Annotated in this window: 17 protein-coding genes and 1 pseudogene; 9 read left to right on the top strand and 9 right to left on the bottom strand. The window is 61.7% G+C overall.

Features of this window, described 5'->3' with window-relative positions:
- Positions 1-107 precede the first annotated feature (107 nt).
- From ACQKKX_RS18835 to ACQKKX_RS18825, 3 genes are all read left to right on the top strand, one after another.
- Positions 108-1,202, top strand: a complete 1,095-nt coding sequence (locus ACQKKX_RS18835; RefSeq protein WP_427572847.1) for a zinc-binding metallopeptidase family protein — start codon at positions 108-110, stop codon at positions 1,200-1,202.
- A gap of 72 nt (positions 1,203-1,274) precedes the next feature.
- Positions 1,275-1,526, top strand: coding sequence for a hypothetical protein (locus ACQKKX_RS18830; RefSeq protein ID WP_427572845.1), 252 nt, complete (start codon positions 1,275-1,277; stop codon positions 1,524-1,526).
- Positions 1,527-1,781: 255 nt separating this feature from the next.
- Positions 1,782-2,063 (top strand): hypothetical protein, encoded by a 282-nt coding sequence (locus ACQKKX_RS18825; RefSeq protein WP_427572843.1) that lies wholly within the window; start codon positions 1,782-1,784, stop codon positions 2,061-2,063.
- On the opposite strand, the gene ACQKKX_RS18820 is transcribed toward ACQKKX_RS18825, so the two are convergent.
- Positions 2,060-2,449 carry a hypothetical protein gene (locus ACQKKX_RS18820; protein ID WP_427572841.1) on the bottom strand — a complete coding sequence of 130 codons (390 nt, stop codon included), beginning with the start codon at positions 2,447-2,449 and terminating at the stop codon, positions 2,060-2,062. The two genes, ACQKKX_RS18825 and ACQKKX_RS18820, sit on opposite strands and share 4 nt — an antisense overlap.
- Before the next feature lie 129 nt (positions 2,450-2,578).
- On the opposite strand from ACQKKX_RS18820, the gene ACQKKX_RS18815 reads away from it, so the two are divergent.
- A complete protein-coding gene (locus ACQKKX_RS18815; protein WP_427572839.1) occupies positions 2,579-2,923 on the top strand; it encodes a hypothetical protein in 345 nt (114 codons plus the stop codon).
- An 18-nt stretch (positions 2,924-2,941) separates the two neighbouring features.
- Here ACQKKX_RS18815 and ACQKKX_RS18810 read toward each other — a convergent pair whose 3' ends face one another.
- The 4 genes and pseudogenes from ACQKKX_RS18810 to thrC all read right to left on the bottom strand — a co-directional run bounded on the left by ACQKKX_RS18810 (position 2,942) and on the right by thrC (position 9,528).
- A complete protein-coding gene (locus ACQKKX_RS18810) occupies positions 2,942-5,869 on the bottom strand; it encodes an EAL domain-containing protein (protein WP_427572837.1) in 2,928 nt (975 codons plus the stop codon).
- Between the two features lie 164 nt (positions 5,870-6,033).
- Positions 6,034-6,609 (bottom strand): annotated as a pseudogene (locus tag ACQKKX_RS18805) (GNAT family N-acetyltransferase); the annotation flags it as partial.
- A gap of 194 nt (positions 6,610-6,803) precedes the next feature.
- Positions 6,804-8,102 carry a M16 family metallopeptidase gene (locus ACQKKX_RS18800; RefSeq protein WP_427572835.1) on the bottom strand — a complete coding sequence of 433 codons (1,299 nt, stop codon included), beginning with the start codon at positions 8,100-8,102 and terminating at the stop codon, positions 6,804-6,806.
- A gap of 28 nt (positions 8,103-8,130) precedes the next feature.
- Complete coding sequence (thrC, locus tag ACQKKX_RS18795; RefSeq protein ID WP_427572834.1) at positions 8,131-9,528, bottom strand: threonine synthase; 1,398 nt, start codon at positions 9,526-9,528, stop codon at positions 8,131-8,133.
- A 321-nt stretch (positions 9,529-9,849) separates the two neighbouring features.
- Here thrC and ACQKKX_RS18790 point away from each other — a divergent pair, with 321 nt between their 5' ends.
- Complete coding sequence (locus tag ACQKKX_RS18790) at positions 9,850-10,446, top strand: PilZ domain-containing protein (RefSeq protein ID WP_427572832.1); 597 nt, start codon at positions 9,850-9,852, stop codon at positions 10,444-10,446.
- 247 nt (positions 10,447-10,693) lie between these two features.
- Here ACQKKX_RS18790 and ACQKKX_RS18785 read toward each other — a convergent pair whose 3' ends face one another.
- Together ACQKKX_RS18785 and ACQKKX_RS18780 are read right to left on the bottom strand one after the other, a co-directional pair.
- Positions 10,694-11,380: an HAD family hydrolase gene (locus ACQKKX_RS18785; protein ID WP_427572830.1), complete on the bottom strand. Its 687-nt coding sequence runs from the start codon at positions 11,378-11,380 to the stop codon at positions 10,694-10,696.
- Between the two features lie 84 nt (positions 11,381-11,464).
- Positions 11,465-12,148, bottom strand: a complete 684-nt coding sequence (locus ACQKKX_RS18780; RefSeq protein ID WP_427572828.1) for an ArsR/SmtB family transcription factor — start codon at positions 12,146-12,148, stop codon at positions 11,465-11,467.
- A gap of 105 nt (positions 12,149-12,253) precedes the next feature.
- On the opposite strand from ACQKKX_RS18780, the gene ACQKKX_RS18775 reads away from it, so the two are divergent.
- Together ACQKKX_RS18775 and ACQKKX_RS18770 are read left to right on the top strand one after the other, a co-directional pair.
- A complete protein-coding gene (locus tag ACQKKX_RS18775; protein WP_427572826.1) occupies positions 12,254-12,583 on the top strand; it encodes an NIPSNAP family protein in 330 nt (109 codons plus the stop codon).
- Positions 12,580-12,927 carry an antibiotic biosynthesis monooxygenase family protein gene (locus tag ACQKKX_RS18770; RefSeq protein WP_427572824.1) on the top strand — a complete coding sequence of 116 codons (348 nt, stop codon included), beginning with the start codon at positions 12,580-12,582 and terminating at the stop codon, positions 12,925-12,927. The genes ACQKKX_RS18775 and ACQKKX_RS18770 overlap by 4 nt, the downstream gene beginning before the upstream one ends.
- Here the strand turns inward: ACQKKX_RS18770 and ACQKKX_RS18765 are convergent, their stop codons facing one another.
- Together ACQKKX_RS18765 and ACQKKX_RS18760 are read right to left on the bottom strand one after the other, a co-directional pair.
- Positions 12,928-13,275, bottom strand: a complete 348-nt coding sequence (locus ACQKKX_RS18765) for a HepT-like ribonuclease domain-containing protein (RefSeq protein ID WP_427572822.1) — start codon at positions 13,273-13,275, stop codon at positions 12,928-12,930.
- Positions 13,275-13,571: a nucleotidyltransferase family protein gene (locus ACQKKX_RS18760; protein ID WP_427572821.1), complete on the bottom strand. Its 297-nt coding sequence runs from the start codon at positions 13,569-13,571 to the stop codon at positions 13,275-13,277. The genes ACQKKX_RS18765 and ACQKKX_RS18760 overlap by 1 nt, the downstream gene beginning before the upstream one ends.
- Before the next feature lie 146 nt (positions 13,572-13,717).
- Here ACQKKX_RS18760 and ACQKKX_RS18755 point away from each other — a divergent pair, with 146 nt between their 5' ends.
- Positions 13,718-14,851 (top strand): site-specific DNA-methyltransferase, encoded by a 1,134-nt coding sequence (locus tag ACQKKX_RS18755; RefSeq protein WP_427572820.1) that lies wholly within the window; start codon positions 13,718-13,720, stop codon positions 14,849-14,851.
- A 221-nt stretch (positions 14,852-15,072) separates the two neighbouring features.
- Positions 15,073-15,333 (top strand): ribbon-helix-helix domain-containing protein, encoded by a 261-nt coding sequence (locus tag ACQKKX_RS18750; protein ID WP_427572819.1) that lies wholly within the window; start codon positions 15,073-15,075, stop codon positions 15,331-15,333.
- The last annotated feature ends 175 nt before the right edge of the window (positions 15,334-15,508 follow it).

Below are 15,508 nucleotides of genomic sequence, written 5' to 3'. Positions count from 1 at the left end.
AGAAAGCCTGTTTCGGCATCCGCCGGGGCAGGTTTTCTGTATCTGCCATCCCGTTCGATTTGCCTTGCCGTTCGATCTTAATGCCGTTCGTGCCGACAGGATATGTCATGCGCCTCTTCGACTGCGACCATTGCGGTCAGCCGATCCATTTCGACAATCGCAGCTGCATCCATTGCGGCCACCGCCTCGGCTTCGTGCCGGAGCGGCTGACCCTGCATGCGCTCGAAAAGGAGGATGACGAGGCCGAGGAGCTTGGCGCAGACGCGGGACAAGGCGGCTGGCGGCTCGTGTCTAACCCGCATGAGCGGGTGATCTTCTGCGCCAATGCGGATCACGACATCTGCAACTGGACGGTGCCGGCGGGTAGCAGCGAGGTGTTTTGCGCCGCCTGTCGCCACAACCGCCTGGTGCCCGATGCCGCAACGGAAGAGGGATTGCAGCAATGGCGCCGTATCGGCCAGGCGCAGCGACACCTGTTCTATTCGCTGCTGAAATGGGACCTTCCCCTGACGACGCGGGCGCAGGACCCGCAGGGCGGCTTGGTCTTCGATTTTCTGGTCGACGAGCGACGGCCGGACGGCAGCGTGATCGTGCCGATGACCGGCCACGAGGACGGCCTGATCGCCATCCGCGCTGCCGAAGCCGACGATGCCACCCGCGAACAGATCCGCGTCGCGATGAACGAACCCTACCGCACCATGCTCGGCCATTTCCGCCACGAGGTCGGCCACTTCATCTGGGACAAGCTGGTGCGCGACCGCGACCGGCTCGATCCGTTTCGTCTGGCTTTCGGAGATGAGCGGGCGGATTATTCGCAGGCGCTGAAGCGCAATTACGAGGAAGGCCCACCACAGGACTGGCAGGAGGATTTCATCAGCACCTATGCCAGCGCCCATCCGTGGGAGGATTTTGCCGAGACCTTTGCGCATTACGTGCACATCGTCGACACGCTGGAAACCGCCCGCGCCTTCGGCATGGTGGTGGAACCGCGCGGACATGAGGAAATGGCGGCCGAAGTGGCCTTCAACCCCTATTTCGCCCACGACGCCGAACAGCTGGTCTCGGCCTGGATCCCGTTCAGCGTCGCGCTCAACGCCATGCACCGCTCGATGGGCGTGCCGGATCTCTATCCGTTCATTCTGGGCCCGACCGTGGTGGCGAAGATGGAGTTTATTCATGGGCTGGTGCATCGGGGGCGGTGAGGGGGCGTTGCTTGGGGGTGCAAACGCGATACTGTGCCGGCGCACACCGGGAAGAGATAAATGCGATGCAACGTGAAGATCGTTTGGAGTGATGCCGCCATCGGCAGGATGACGGCGCCAGGGCGATATGTGGCGCCCGCCAGATTTGGGACAGATCCGAATTCGGCGGATGAAAGCTGGAGCGTGGTGCTCGAATTCGAGAAACTCGACCGGGGCACTGCCCGCTTTCTGGTCGAGACAGCGCCGCATCATCTGCTGCAGAGCGGTGTGACGTTTGAGATGTACGCAGGACGAACGCTGGCCGCTATCGTGTCGGTTATCTAGCACATTCTGCGACAGCCGGAGGCCGACGGAGCGGATCTTCGGTCTGCCAGCATCGTGGATTTCCCACACCTCTTTCGCGACAGCACTCCTGCCCAGGAATCCGCCCGCATGGCTGAGACGGATGGTTTCTCCACGCTGATCGACGCAGTAACGATCGGGTCATTTTGACTCAGAAAAAACAGCGAACGGAAGGTGGCTGCAACCAGTCTCCGTAAACTTCAGGGATGCGCACAATCACATAACAGGGAGATTTAAATGACGGCACAAAGCGATGATTACAAACTCCTTCTGAAAGTTCTGGGTTACGCACTGTTAGAAATCAGGGCGGCGGACAATGTGCGCAAGGCGCAAACCCTTGCGGATGTATTCCACAATGTCCCAGCCGGGATCGCCCATGGCAGAACGCCGGAAGATATCCGGCAGAAACTGGACCAGACGGCGATACGGCTTAAATGCAAGGACCATATCGATGGAATGTTCGAGAACGCGCTGGAGAACATGAGGCAGTGGGAGGCAAGAAGGCTCAAGCCGAACTAATTGTCCAGAGTGCCAAATCTGACGGTTTCCGCGCCGATAAAGAAGCCGGACGAACGCACCTGATCGATTGTCCGCTCCGTGTCTCCGAGACAGTTGAAGTCCACATAGGTCAAGCCGGCGTCCATTGTGGCGGCCAAGCCGAAGGATATGATACAGGACGATCTGTTCATGTCCTGCCCGATCCTGAACTCCTGAACCTTTCGGAAATCGAAGACGCAACGTCTCCAGGTCTGCTTGTCGGCGAGGTCATCCTGGCAGGTCAGGACAATGCGAATGCGAGATAGGGGTTGGTCACTGGCGTAATCGACGGATATGGATTCGATCACGCTGTCGTTGAAATGATCGAATCGGCGAAGGAAATCGGACAGTTCGCGCGAAATCTGCATCTGATCAGTCCGTATGAAAAACGATTTGAGTAAGGATCTCAGAAAACGCATTTGGATTTCTCTATCCTACCGATGCAAGCTTGATCGAAACCCACCGGCAATCGCCGTTTTGTTTACCGAGAAGGTCTTATGCTGATAGACAAGCTTGAACAGCTTTCACTGGCCAGATGCTGGGATTATCGCCGTATCGATGAGCTTGTGATCACGCGATCGGCGGATTGTGTTTTTCTGTTCATCAAATTGGTGATGGCGAACCCGACAGGCACGCGTCGTCTCACCGTTCATTTCGATCAATGTGTGGAATTCCGGCCAGGAAATATGCTGACCCTCTCCGGCATTGGTTTGCAGATAGAACCAGAAAGATCACCGCACTTTCCAGAGATACGATTTCGCGTATTTGATGAGGAGCAGGACGCCTTCGAATTTCTCTGTGGTGGTTTTGTTGTCGAGGTGGATGACGGCCGGTCGCAATGACGACCATCACCCACCCCCTCACGCCCGCTTCGTCAACGGAAACCGCTCCTTCAGCAGCCTTTGCACCGAAGCCGCATCCATTGGCGGGCCGAACAGGTAGCTCTGGCCGTAATGGCAGCCCATCTTCACCAGATCGGCGGCGTCCTCGTCGGTTTCCACGCCCTCGGCCACCACCACCATTTCCAGCGAACGCGCCATCGCGATCACCGAGCGGAGCAAGAGCGCCCGCTTTTCGGCCGCACCCGCCACCAGCGCCTTGTCGAGCTTGATCGTGTCGAACGGGAACTGCGTCAGATAGGCGAGCGAGGAATGGCCGGTACCGAAATCGTCGAGCGCGAGGCTTAAGCCCGTTTCCTTGAGCTTGTTGAGAACAAGCCGGGCCTGTTCCGGGTTTTCCATCATCACGGATTCGGTCAGTTCGAGCTTGAACCGGCTCGGTTCGCAATGGGTGCGCGCCAGGATCGAGCGCACGTCGTTGCAAAGGTCGTTGTTGATGAGCTGCGCGCTCGACAGGTTGACCGACATGAAGATCGGAAGCACGCCGGTCTGGGTTTCCCAGTCCTTCAGGTCGTTGGCGGAACGGTCGAGCGCGAACAGGCCGAGCGGGCCGATCAGGTCCGACATTTCGGCGATCGGGATGAACTCGCTGGGCGGAATGGTGCCGCGCTTGGGGTGCTCCCAGCGCATCAGAGACTCGAAACCGGCAATCTCGCCATTGTCCAGCCGGATGATCGGCTGGTAGGCCATGGTCAGTTCCTTGCGGTCCAGTGCGCGGCGCAGATCGGTTTCCAGAAGCAGGCGGTCGGTGCCGGTGGAGCGGAAGGCTGGACGGAACGGTTCCACACGGTTGCCGCCGGCGCGTTTCGCCCGGTACATGGCAAGCTCGGCGTCGCTCAAGAGCCCTTGCGCGTTTTCCTGCTGGTCCACCCACGAGGCGAGGCCGATCGAGGCGGTCAGGATGATCTCGCGGTGCGCAAAATTGATCGGCACCATGATCGCCTTCGACACGGCATCGGCAAAATCCGCCACCTTGGCCGGATCGCGCTCGGAGACGAGGATGAGGCCGAATTCGTCGCCGGAAAGGCGGGCCAGCGTATCCTGCGGCTTCAGGAGGCGGCGCAGGCGGCGGGTGAGCGCAATGAGGATATTGTCGCCCGCTGCGATGCCGAGGCTGTCGTTCACCTGCTTGTAACGGTCGATATCGATCGACAGCACGGTCGGGCGCACGCCGTCGCTGGCAGCCGCGATGGTCAGGACAGATTGCAGGCGGTCGAGAAAGACCTGACGGTTAGGCAGGCCGGTGAGGTTGTCGTGCAGCGCGTCCTGCAAGAGCCGCTCGACGGAATTCTTCTGCTCCGTGACATCGACGACGGTGCCGACGCAGCGGATGATCTCGCCGTTGGAGCCGAGAACCGGCCGGGCGCGGATCTGCAGCCAGTGGAAATGGCCATCCTCGGCGCGGATGCGGAATTCGTGGTTGAGGCGACCGCGACGGTGTTCCAGAAGCACGTCGAGCGTTGCCTTGAAGCGGTCGCGGTCATCCGGATGCAGGCGCGGGATCCAGTTGCGCACCGGCCCGTGCATGGCGCCGGCCGAAAGCCCGAGCTGCGTCGAGATGTCCGGCGTGGTGATGACCCGGTCGCGCGCCACATCCCAGTCCCAGACGGTATCGCCCGAACCGGTCAGCGCCAGCGATTGCCGTTCCAGATCGGAAAACAGGCCCTGTTGATAGGCGCCGCCGGCAAAGGCGTGCTGCATGACCGTGAAGCCGATGAGAAGCACTATCAGCACCAGGCCGCCGCCCAGCGCTGGCTGGATGATGTCGTTGTCGAGGCGTCCCGTGACGGTCAGCCAGCCGCCGAACAGCCAGACGAGCAGGATCGCCCATGTCGGCACGAGCAGGATGGCGCGGTCGAAGCGGTTGATGCCGAGATAGATGATCAGCAGGATGCCGGCCGTGCCAGTGAGCGCGAAGGAGAGGCGGGCAATGCCGGATGCGATCGACGGGTCGTAGATGGCGACGCCGAAGAGCAGGCCGAGGCCGATGATCCAGGCGAAGGTGGCATAACCCAGATGCACGTGCCAGCGGTTGAGGTTGAGATAGGTGAACAGGAAGATGACGAGCGAGGAGGCAAGCGCCACTTCCGCGCCGGCGCGCCATATGCGCTGATCGCTCGATGTCACCGATATGAGTTTTTCCAGAAAGCCGAAATCGACGCAGACATAGGCGAGCACCGCCCAGGCAAGGGCTGCGGCGGCGGGCAGCATGGATGTGCCCTTGACCACGAAGAGGATGGTCAGGAACACGGCAAGCAGGCCGGCAATGCCCAGCACGATGCCCTTGTAGAGCGTAAACGAGTTGATCGAATCCTTGTAGGCATCCGGTTGCCACAGGTAGATCTGCGGCAGCTGCGGCGTCGAAAGCTCGGCCACGAAGGTGATGACGGCTCCGGGATTGAGCGTGATGCGGAAGACGTCGGCATCCGGGCTGGCGATGCGATCGAGCGCAAACCCTTCCGATGGGGTGATGGCGATGATGCGCTGCGACCCCAGATCGGGCCAGAACAGCTGCGATCTGGCGAGACGAAAATGCGGAGCGACGATGACGCGCTCCAGCTGTTCGTCGGTGACATTGGCGAGGGCGAATACCGCCCAGTCGCCCTGATGGGCATCGGAGGAGGCGCGCACCTCGATACGGCGGCGAATGCCGTCGGCGCCGGCTGCGGTGGAAACCTGGAAGGCCTCGCCCTGGTTGGCATAGATGTCGGTCGTCGGCGTCAGGTCGAGCGCGGTATCGTCCCGCGACAGCTTGACCGGTTCGGCGGCCTGCGCGCCGGTCGAGGCCAGTGCCGCAAGGAAAAAAGCGAGGCAGAGGGATGCGAGGAAGACGACGACCGGCGCGGCGCGCAAGCGCTGCAGGGTCGGGAGGGCGGCAGTCTGTGTCATGGTGTGCCAGTCTTCACGAAATCGGTCTTCCCGAAACCGCCGTTTGTAGCGCTGGTCTGGTCCCGTCCCGTGCCATCGAACGCGACCTGACCGACTGCCGCAGGGCTGACGTCGCCCAAGGCGCTCTGGTCACTCGGGGCCCGGTCGCCCACCGCCGGTGCACCGGCAAGTCTCGAAAACATCAGGTGGTCGCGCCACTCGCCGTTGATCTTCAGGTATTTTCGCAACAGACCTTCCCGTTCGAAACCGGCCTTCTCGAGAAGACGCACGCTTTTCCAGTTTTCCGGAATACAGGCTGCCTCGATGCGGTGCAACTGAAGTCCGCTGTGGATGTAGGGTACTGCAAGCTTGAGTGCGACGAACATATGGCCATGGCCGGCATATCTTTCGCTCATCCAGTAGCCGATCATGCAGCTTTGCGCCGCACCGCGGCGGATATAGCCCACCGTCAGCCCGCCCATGAGGGCCATGTCCTGGCGCCGAAACAGCAGGAAGGGCACGGCGATGCCGGAAGCGAATTCCTGTGCATTGCGCTGCACGCGCAGGCGAAACGCGCTTTCGCTCAGCTCGTCGGCGCGCCAGGTCGGCTCCCAGGGCTGCAGGAAATCGCGGCTGCCGTCGCGCGCCGCGTGCCATTGGCCGTAATCGGCGTAGCGCGGCAGGCGCAGCAGATGATGGTCGCCGTAAAGTTCCGGCGTCTCCGGCTGTCGCGACAGGAACCGAAACACCGATCGTGTCATGTCATGCGCACTCCGCCGCACTCCGCAGGAGCACCGCAAGGAACCTGCCCGATCTGCGGCATCGCGGCATCGGGCGGAAAGGTCAATGGGAGCGGGCGGTGCGGTCCCCGGTCCATATGCGATAGCCCTCGCTTGGCAGAGACATCGGCAGGAAAGACGGTGGCCGGAGCGGCATGCGCGCCGGCCGGGCCGGATCAGCCGGTGGCCTGCTGTGTGTGTGTCGACGGCGCTGACAGCGCCGACGTGATGTCCTCGAACGGCGCCAGCGTCTCCACCGGGCCGATGGCGGACAGGGTCGGCACCGTATCGAAGAACAGCCGTCCGGCAAGATCGGTCAGGCGCTCCGTGGTGATGCCTTCCAGGCGCTCCATCATTTCGCCGCTCGGGATCGGGCGGCCGTAAAGCAGCATCTGGCGGGCGATCTGGCCGGCACGGGCGCCGGGGCTTTCCTGGCCCATCAGCAACTGGGCGCGGATCTGCGCGCGGGCACGGTCGATCTCCGCCTGATGCATGACCTCGGAAGACTTGCGCAGCTCGTCGAGAATGACCGGAACCAGCTGCGGCAGGTCCTGCGCACCGGTGGCCGCATGGATGCCAAAGATGCCGGTATCGGAAAAGCCCCAGTGAAAGGCATAGACCGAATAACACAGGCCGCGATGCTCGCGCACTTCCTGGAAGAGGCGGGACGACATGCCGCCGCCGAGAATATTGGCGAGAATCTGCGAGCAGTAGAAATCCCGCATGTGATAGGCCTTGCCCTCGAAACCGAGCAGGACCTGCGTGTCCATGAGGTCGCGGGTCTGGCGCACGTCGCCGCCGATATAGCGGGCGGTTTCCATGACCGGCGGTGCCGACGGGGTCTGTGGCAGCGAGGCGAAACGCTGTTCCACCTGACGCACGAAGACGTCGTGATCGACCGCGCCGGCGGCGACCACGAACATGCGGTCGGTGGTGTAATTGCGCGAAAGATAGCCGCGAATGTTGTCGGGCGTGAAGGCCAGCACCGTGTCCGGCGTTCCGAGGATCGGCCGGCCGAGCGTCTGGCCGCGATAGGCGACCTCGGAAAAGCGGTCGAAGACGATATCGTCGGGCGTATCGTTGGCCGCGCCAATTTCCTGCAGGATGACGTTCTTCTCGCGCTGCAGTTCGTCCTCATCGAAGGCCGACTCAGTGAGGATATCGGCAAGGATATCGACCGCCAGCGGCACGTCGTCGCGCAGGACGCGGGCGTAATAGGATGTCGTCTCGGTCGAGGTGGCAGCGTTCAGTTCGCCGCCGACATTCTCGATCTCCTCGGCAATGTCGCGCGCACTGCGGCGCGCCGTGCCCTTGAAGGCCATGTGCTCGAGAAGATGGGCAATGCCGTGCTCGTCTTCCATCTCGTTGCGCGAGCCGGACTTGATCCAGACGCCCAGTGCAACGCTTTCCAGATGCGGCATGTTTTCGGTGACGACGGTCAACCCGGAGGCAAGCCGGGTGATATTAACATTCATTCCATATCTCCGGCGTCTATCGATCGCCTCAGGCCGTGGCCCGAGTGTGTTTGCCGATGAAGCCTTCGACGGCCTTCAGGTCGGCATCCAAGAGATCGAAACGCTCCTCCCGTGTCATTAGATCAGCAAGCCATAGTGGAAGGGCGGGAGAAATTCCGCAAGCGCTTTCTACGGCGGCCGGGAACTTGGCGGGGTGCGCGGTGGACAGCGTCACCATCGGAACGCCCGGCTTTGCAAACTTTTTCGCGGCAAAAACCCCGGTCGCGGTATGCGGGTCGATGAGGTAGCCGGTCTGTTCCAGCGTTTCCCGGATTGTCGCGGCAACCTGTTTTTCGGTGGCGCGGGCGGCTCGGAACTCGCGGCGGATGCTCTTCAGGGCTTCCGGCTGGATCTCGAAAGAGCCCGACTGTTTCAGGCTCGCCATGGCGCTGCGCACGGCGCCGGCATCGCGACCATAGGCCTCGAACAGGAGACGTTCGAAATTGGAGGAAATCTGGATATCCATCGAGGGCGAGGTCGTGGCGTGCACGCCCTTCATCTCGTAGCGGCCGGTTTTCAGCGTGCGGGCGAGAATGTCGTTGTCATTGGTGGCGATCGCCAGCCGCTCGACGGGCAGGCCCATCTTCTTGGCCACGTAACCGGCAAAGATATCGCCGAAATTGCCGGTCGGCACGGTGAAGGAGATTTTTCTGTCCGGCGCGCCGAGGGCCAGCGCGGAAGTGAAGTAATAGACCACCTGCGCCATGATGCGCGCCCAGTTGATCGAGTTGACGCCGGAAAGGCCGACCTTTTCGCGGAAGGCCACGTCGTTGAACATGTCCTTCACGAGGGTCTGGCAGTCATCGAAATTGCCCTTGACTGCAACGGCATGCACGTTGGCCGCACCGGAAGACGTCATCTGGCGCTGCTGCACCGGCGACACTTTGCCATGCGGGAAGAGGATGAAGACATCGGTGCGCTCGCGGCCGGCAAAGGCGTCGATGGCAGCACCGCCGGTATCGCCCGAAGTGGCGCCGACGATCGTGGCACGCTCGCCGCGCTCGGCCAGAACATGGTCCATCAGCCGGGCGAGCAGTTGCATCGCCACGTCCTTGAAGGCGAGCGTGGTGCCGTGAAAAAGCTCGAGCACGAAGTCGTTGGGGCCGGTCTGCACCAGCGGCACCACGGCCGGATGGCGGAATGTGGCGTAGGCTTCGTCGATCATCGACCGCAGCCTGTCGGCGGCGATCTCGTCACCTACGAACCGGCTGATCACCGCAAAGGCGATTTCCTGGTAGGTCCTGCCGCGCAGGCTCTTGATGTCCTTTTTGGAGAAGGTCGGCCATTCGCGCGGAACGTAAAGGCCGCCGTCGCGGGCGAGACCTGCCATGAGTGCATCGCGAAAGCTGAGCGCGGGTGCTTCGCCGCGGGTCGAGATATAGTCCACGAAGTTCGTTCTCCAGAAGGAAGCGTTGCTGCGCGGGCAAGCAACGGTTCCGGAAAGCCTGCTTTTCAAAGTCGCGCCTTCAATACAGAAAGGCGATGGGGATTGCGAGCCCGGATTGTGCCGCAGCGGTTCCGCCGCACGAATTTCGCCGCATTCCATGTGTTTCAACGGGCGGAGGATTTTCGTCGGCCGACGGATCGATTTTTGATTTTGCCGCTGCTATAGACCTTGGCCTGAAGGGTGCCGGACGGGTCCGGTCGCGCCACAGATCAAGCCATGATCGGCCATGCAGCGGATCAGAATGCAAGAGGGTTGAGTAACGTGTCTGGAAAAACATCCCCGACCACGGCATCTTTCAAGACGGTTTTGCGCGCAACAGCCGGCGTCTGCATTCTGGCGGCCGTGACTGGTTGCAGCACGCCGGATCTCGGTGCCGCCGGCCGCGCCGAAGCGCAGGCGACCGTGACGCCCGTCGTGCAGGCCTATTGCCCGCAGGTGGTGATCCGCACCGATACCGGTTTCCACCGCGCCTATGCCGGCAAGGCCGCAGAAGGCGACGACAGCAAGCTGATCTACCAGGCCTCCTTTGCCGACGTGACGCGTTCCTGCACCGCCAACGAAACGACGCTGACCGTCAACGTGATGGCGCAGGGCCGCATCGTGGCCGGTGCCGCCGGCAAGACCGGCGACGTGACGCTGCCGGTTCTGGTCGAAGCGGTGGACGGCAATGACGTCATCTATTCGCAGAAGGTCGCCTTCACCGCGACGATCCCGGCGGAAGGCAGCGGCCAGTTCATCTTCCAGAAACCGGATGTCGCGATCCCCAATGCCGTCGGCGGCGCTTCACGCTTCACCACGGTGCGCATCGGCTTCGATACCGGCAAGGCGGCTGCGAAGAAGCCCGCCCGCCGGGGGTGAGCTTTCGACGACCGAAATATTCAAAGCCGTCTGTGAGACATCGCGGACGGCTTTTTTGTGCGTGGTGCGGTGAGCGTGCTGTTGGGCCGCGCTGCGTTCTCCGCCGTCATGCTCGGGCTTGTCCCGAGGATCTGTAACGGCCTGACGTCGTAGGCGGGGGTTAGATCCTCGGGACAAGCCCGAGGATGACGTAAAGAGGTCGTGTGCTCCGGAGCGTGAGAGGCGATGTGCCCTCAAACAATCTTCCTCAGACCACTTCCCATTCGGCCAGCGCCGCCGCCATCGCGGGCAGGTCGGCCATGCGCGAAATCACCGTTTCGGCGCCGGCATCGGTGAGCTTGTCGGCGTGGCTCGGATAGCTATGCGAGGCCCCGGTGAAGCCGATGACGCGCATGCCGGCTGCCCGCGCGCCATGCACGCCATGGACCGAATCCTCGATCACCAGGCAGCGCTCCGGCGCAACGCCGAACTGTTGCGCGCCATGCAGGAAAATATCCGGCTTCGGCTTCACCCGGTCGGGACCGAGATCCTTTGCCGAATAGATATGGCCTTCGAAATAGGGTTTGAGGCCCACCTTGGTCAGCATCATGTCGAGGCGGGTCGAGGAGGAGTTGGAGCAGATGCAGCGCTGCGTGGTCAGCCGCGCCAGCGCGAATTTTACGCCCTCGATCACCTTCACATCGCGGGCAAGGCGGGCATCGAGCAGTTTCTCCGACTTGTCGAGCAGCGAGGCAGACAGCGGAATATCGGCTTCCTTTTCCACCTGCAAAAGGATGTCGCGCCAGGTCAGGCCGGCAAAACGCTCGCCCATTTCCTCGGTGCTGATCGGATAGCCGGCTTCGGTAAGCAGACGGGATTCCACCTGCGCCGCGATGATTTCCGAATCGACCAGAACGCCGTCGCAGTCGAAGATGATGAGGTCGAAACCGCTCATGGGGTAAGTCTCTTCGTGGTGTGGGATAGGTTGGGGATCTGGGCGATCTACACGAGGCCGTCCGCCCGAACAATGCGCACGCACCTATTCGACCGGAAAAGCGGCCATAAAACGGCGCTCGCCTTCGGGTGTGAAGTCGATCACCCGGCTATCGGCCACCCGCCGTGCCCACCCATGCGCAATGAAATGGCCAAGAAGCGCCTTGCCGAGCGAACCGGCCAGATGTGAGCGCCTTTCGCTCCAGTCGAGGCATGATTTGCACAAGGGCCGGCGCGTCGAATGCAGGTTTTCGACATCGATTCCGAGTGCGGCGACACGCGCGGCACCGATTTCACTCAGCACAAGATTTTCGCCCTTGGCGATGATCGCGCCTTCGCAGATCAGGTTGTCGAACATGCGCACGCCAAAATCGCCGGCGAGATGGTCGTAACAGATGCGGGCCTTGCGCAGCGCGGGATCCTTTGGGCCGGGCCTGTGGCGCAGATGGCCGCGGATTGCGGCAAAACCCATCAGGCTTTCCAGCATCGCGCCCGTGGCGGCATCGGCCAATGTGAAATATCGGTGCCGGCCCTGCTTGCGCTGCGACAGCAGCCCGCCATCCTCCAGCTTGGAGAGGTGTGAGCTGGCGGTCGGCAGCGACACGCCGGCGGCCTGCGCCAGTTCGGTCGCGGTCAGGGCCTGCCCGCCCATCAGGGCTGTCAGCATGTTGGCGCGGGCGGGGTCGCCGATCAGCGTGCCTAGGCGGGCGATATCCGGTCCATCTCTCATGGCGAGACTTTTAGCACGAATGTCGCAGACATGCTTCGATCAAAACCGAAGCATCGGCGGAAACGCACGTGGCAAAGGAGACGTACCAACAGAAGGAAGTTTTCGATGATCACCTGCTTCATCCGCTACGAGATCGACCCGTTCAAGCGCGAGGAATTTGCCGAATATTCGAAGGTGTGGGGACAATGCATTCCCCGCAACGGTGCCGACCTGATCGGCTATTTCGGCCCGCACGAGGGTTCGGCGACCACCGCTTACGGCGTCTACAATATCGAAGACCTCGCCGCCTACGAGGCCTATCGCGCCAATCTTGCGAGCGACCCGCTGGGCCGGCAGAATTACGAATTCGCCAAACGCGAAAAGTTCATCCTCAAGGAAGACCGCATCTTTCTGAAAAACCTGTCGCTGCCGCATGCTCTGGGAGGGAAACCATGATCGCCGTCATCTTCGAAGTCTATCCCTTCATGGGTGAGCGCCATCATTATCTCGATATCGCCGGAGAATTGCGCAAGGAACTCGACGGGATCGACGGCTTCATTTCCATCGAACGGTTCGAAAGCCTCACCAATCGCGGCAAGATCCTGTCGCTGTCCTTCTGGCGCGACGAGGCGGCGGTGCAACACTGGCGCAACCTCGAAAGCCACCGCGCCGCCCAGAAGGCGGGCCGGGCCGGCATCTTCGCCGATTACCGGCTGCGCGTGGCGCATGTGCTGCGCGATTACGGGATGACGGAAAGGGAGGAGGTGCCGGAGGACAGTCGGGCGGCGCATGCGGGGTAATCAGTTCGGCCCGACCTCCCGTTGAATGGCTTCGATGGCGACTCGTAGCTTTGGTATTTCGTCCTCGATGACCGTCCAGATGATCTTGCCGGACAGGCCATGGTATTCGTGCCGAAGCACGTTGCCGATGCCGCGAACTTTTGGCCAGGGAACTTCCGGGCGGGTGGAGCGGAGATCGTCGGGAATGTGGCGGCTTGCTTCCGAAATGATTTCGATGGCGCGCTCCACGCCAAACTTCAGCATCGTGTCGTTCTGGAAGTCCTCGAAGGTCTTGCCGGTAACGGCTGTCTCGATGGCAGTGATTGCATGGGGGATGTCGTGGAGGAAATGCCGAAATTCTCGCGCCATCAGAAGACCTGCGTCGCCGAAGCCTCGATCCGGTCTTTCAGGATCGGATGAAGGCCGTCCCGCGTCGTTAAATCGACATCGAGGGCAAGCTCTTCCTCCAGAAAAATTTTGATTCCGACCAGATCGAATGCGCTGAAACGGCTTTGCGGATCATAATCGATGAACAGGTCCAGATCGCTGTCCGGCCCGGCCTCGTCGCGGGCCACTGATCCGAAAAGGTAAAGCGAGGTCGCGCCTAGTGCACGGATCGCGTCGGCCTGGCTTTTCAGCTTCTCGATGGCTTCGTTGCGCTTCATGACCAACATCCTACCGCATCCCGCCATCACCTACCACATCCAAATCTTTTCCCGAAATCCTCCGCGCCTTCAGTCTTTGGTAACCAAAATCAGTAACCATAACAGACAGTAAAAACGTATCGAGTAAGCGTAGAGCGAGTATCAAAATGGCGTTCGTATTCCCGCTGGCCGACATCACATCGAGCCGTCAACAGCCCAAGAACTGGCTGAACTCCATCATCAAGGGCGATTGCGTCGCCGCTCTCAATGCCCTGCCGGATCATTCCGTCGATGCCATCTTCGCCGACCCGCCGTATAACCTGCAGCTCGGCGGCACGCTGCACCGGCCCGATCATTCCGTCGTCGATGCCGTCGATGACGAATGGGACCAGTTCGCCTCGTTTGAAATGTACGATGCCTTCACCCGCGCATGGCTGCTCGCCTGCCGCCGCGTGCTTAAACCCAATGGCACGATCTGGGTGATCGGCTCCTACCACAACATCTTTCGCGTCGGCGCGATCATGCAGGACCTGAATTTCTGGCTCCTCAACGACATCGTCTGGCGCAAGACCAATCCGATGCCGAACTTCAAGGGCCGCCGGTTCCAGAACGCCCATGAGACGATGATCTGGGCCAGCCGCGATGCCAAATCCAAGGGCTACACGTTCAACTACGATGCGCTGAAAGCATCGAACGACGACGTGCAGATGCGCTCCGACTGGCTGTTTCCGATCTGCTCTGGCGGCGAACGCCTGAAGGGCGACGACGGCAAGAAGGTGCATCCGACTCAGAAGCCGGAAGCGCTCTTGGCCCGCGTCATCATGTCCTGCACCAAGCCGGGCGACATCATCCTCGACCCGTTCTTCGGTTCGGGCACGACCGGTGCGGTGGCAAAACGTCTCGGCCGCAACTTCGTCGGCATCGAACGTGAGCAGGATTATATCGATGCGGCGTCTGCCCGTATCGAGGCTGTCGAGCCGCTCGGTGGCGCCGAACTCACCGTCATGACCGGCAAGAAGGCCGAACCGCGCGTCGCCTTCAACACGCTGGTCGAGAGCGGCCTCATCCGTCCCGGTCAGGTTCTGACCGATGCAAAACGCCGTTACAGCGCGATCGTGCGCGCCGATGGCACGCTGGCCTCGGGCGGCGCTGCCGGCTCGATCCATCGTCTCGGCGCCAAGGTGCAGGGGTTCGATGCCTGCAATGGCTGGACCTTCTGGCACTACGAGGAAGACGGCGTGCTGAAACCCATCGACGATCTTCGGACCGTCATCCGAAACGATATGGCAAAGGCAGGCTGATCCACCAGCGCAAAGGTCACCGGGTGAACCGGCGGCCGCCAGATCGCAAGATTCCTCTTCCGGTTATGTACCTCTAGTCCCGGAAGAGGATCATTGACGCCCGGTCTCGTGGAGAGGCCGGGCGTCTTTTAATTTGCGCGATGGCGAAACGCCGGCGGCGACCGCTCTTTTTGCCGGTCCGCCGATGTGTGCTACGGTGGCGGCAAAGGAAAGGTCGGCTCATGCGCGCTCTTACCGTATCGCTTACACCGCAGCAGGCGGAGATGATGGAAGCCGCCGTTCAAAACGGCCACTACGCTTCCAGCAGTGAAATCGTTCGCGATGCGCCGGAACTGTGGGAGCAGCGGCAAGAGCTTCGGCAACGGGAGACTGCCCGTCTGAAACAGGCCTATGATGAAGGTATGGCAAGCGGTGAGGGGCGCCGGGTCGATGCCGATACGCTTCTGGCCGCGTTGAAGGCGGAAGCGCCTGAGCGGGGGTGAGGTGCTTTTCAGCCCGCGCGCAGAGCAGGACCTGCGCGACATCTGGCGCTCGATCGCGCCGGAGAACGAGCGCGCGGCGGATGCGCTGCTAACCGGATACTGGACAAGGTCAATCTCGCCGCGGAGCATCCGCTGATGGGACCGGCTCGGCCAGAGCTCAGTCCCACCGCACGCA

The sequence above is a fragment of the Neorhizobium sp. NPDC001467 genome, from assembly GCF_050275975.1.
GTDB lineage: Bacteria > Pseudomonadota > Alphaproteobacteria > Rhizobiales > Rhizobiaceae > Neorhizobium.
The sequence above is the reverse complement of the archived record's forward strand: the minus strand, read 5'-3'. Positions and strand labels throughout refer to the sequence as shown.

What these genes read in the sequence shown, in the direction of transcription:
- ACQKKX_RS18835 (WP_427572847.1), top strand. Translation starts at nt 108, where the DNA reads ATGCGCCTCTTCGACTGCGACCATTGCGGTCAGCCGATCCATTTCGAC.
- ACQKKX_RS18825 (WP_427572843.1), top strand. Translation starts at nt 1,782, where the DNA reads ATGACGGCACAAAGCGATGATTACAAACTCCTTCTGAAAGTTCTGGGT.
- ACQKKX_RS18820 (WP_427572841.1), bottom strand. Translation starts at nt 2,449, where the DNA reads ATGCAGATTTCGCGCGAACTGTCCGATTTCCTTCGCCGATTCGATCAT.
- ACQKKX_RS18815 (WP_427572839.1), top strand. Translation starts at nt 2,579, where the DNA reads ATGCTGATAGACAAGCTTGAACAGCTTTCACTGGCCAGATGCTGGGAT.
- ACQKKX_RS18810 (WP_427572837.1), bottom strand. Translation starts at nt 5,869, where the DNA reads ATGACACAGACTGCCGCCCTCCCGACCCTGCAGCGCTTGCGCGCCGCG.
- ACQKKX_RS18800 (WP_427572835.1), bottom strand. Translation starts at nt 8,102, where the DNA reads ATGAATGTTAATATCACCCGGCTTGCCTCCGGGTTGACCGTCGTCACC.
- ACQKKX_RS18785 (WP_427572830.1), bottom strand. Translation starts at nt 11,380, where the DNA reads ATGAGCGGTTTCGACCTCATCATCTTCGACTGCGACGGCGTTCTGGTC.
- ACQKKX_RS18780 (WP_427572828.1), bottom strand. Translation starts at nt 12,148, where the DNA reads ATGAGAGATGGACCGGATATCGCCCGCCTAGGCACGCTGATCGGCGAC.
- ACQKKX_RS18775 (WP_427572826.1), top strand. Translation starts at nt 12,254, where the DNA reads ATGATCACCTGCTTCATCCGCTACGAGATCGACCCGTTCAAGCGCGAG.
- ACQKKX_RS18770 (WP_427572824.1), top strand. Translation starts at nt 12,580, where the DNA reads ATGATCGCCGTCATCTTCGAAGTCTATCCCTTCATGGGTGAGCGCCAT.
- ACQKKX_RS18765 (WP_427572822.1), bottom strand. Translation starts at nt 13,275, where the DNA reads ATGGCGCGAGAATTTCGGCATTTCCTCCACGACATCCCCCATGCAATC.
- ACQKKX_RS18760 (WP_427572821.1), bottom strand. Translation starts at nt 13,571, where the DNA reads ATGAAGCGCAACGAAGCCATCGAGAAGCTGAAAAGCCAGGCCGACGCG.
- ACQKKX_RS18755 (WP_427572820.1), top strand. Translation starts at nt 13,718, where the DNA reads ATGGCGTTCGTATTCCCGCTGGCCGACATCACATCGAGCCGTCAACAG.
- ACQKKX_RS18750 (WP_427572819.1), top strand. Translation starts at nt 15,073, where the DNA reads ATGCGCGCTCTTACCGTATCGCTTACACCGCAGCAGGCGGAGATGATG.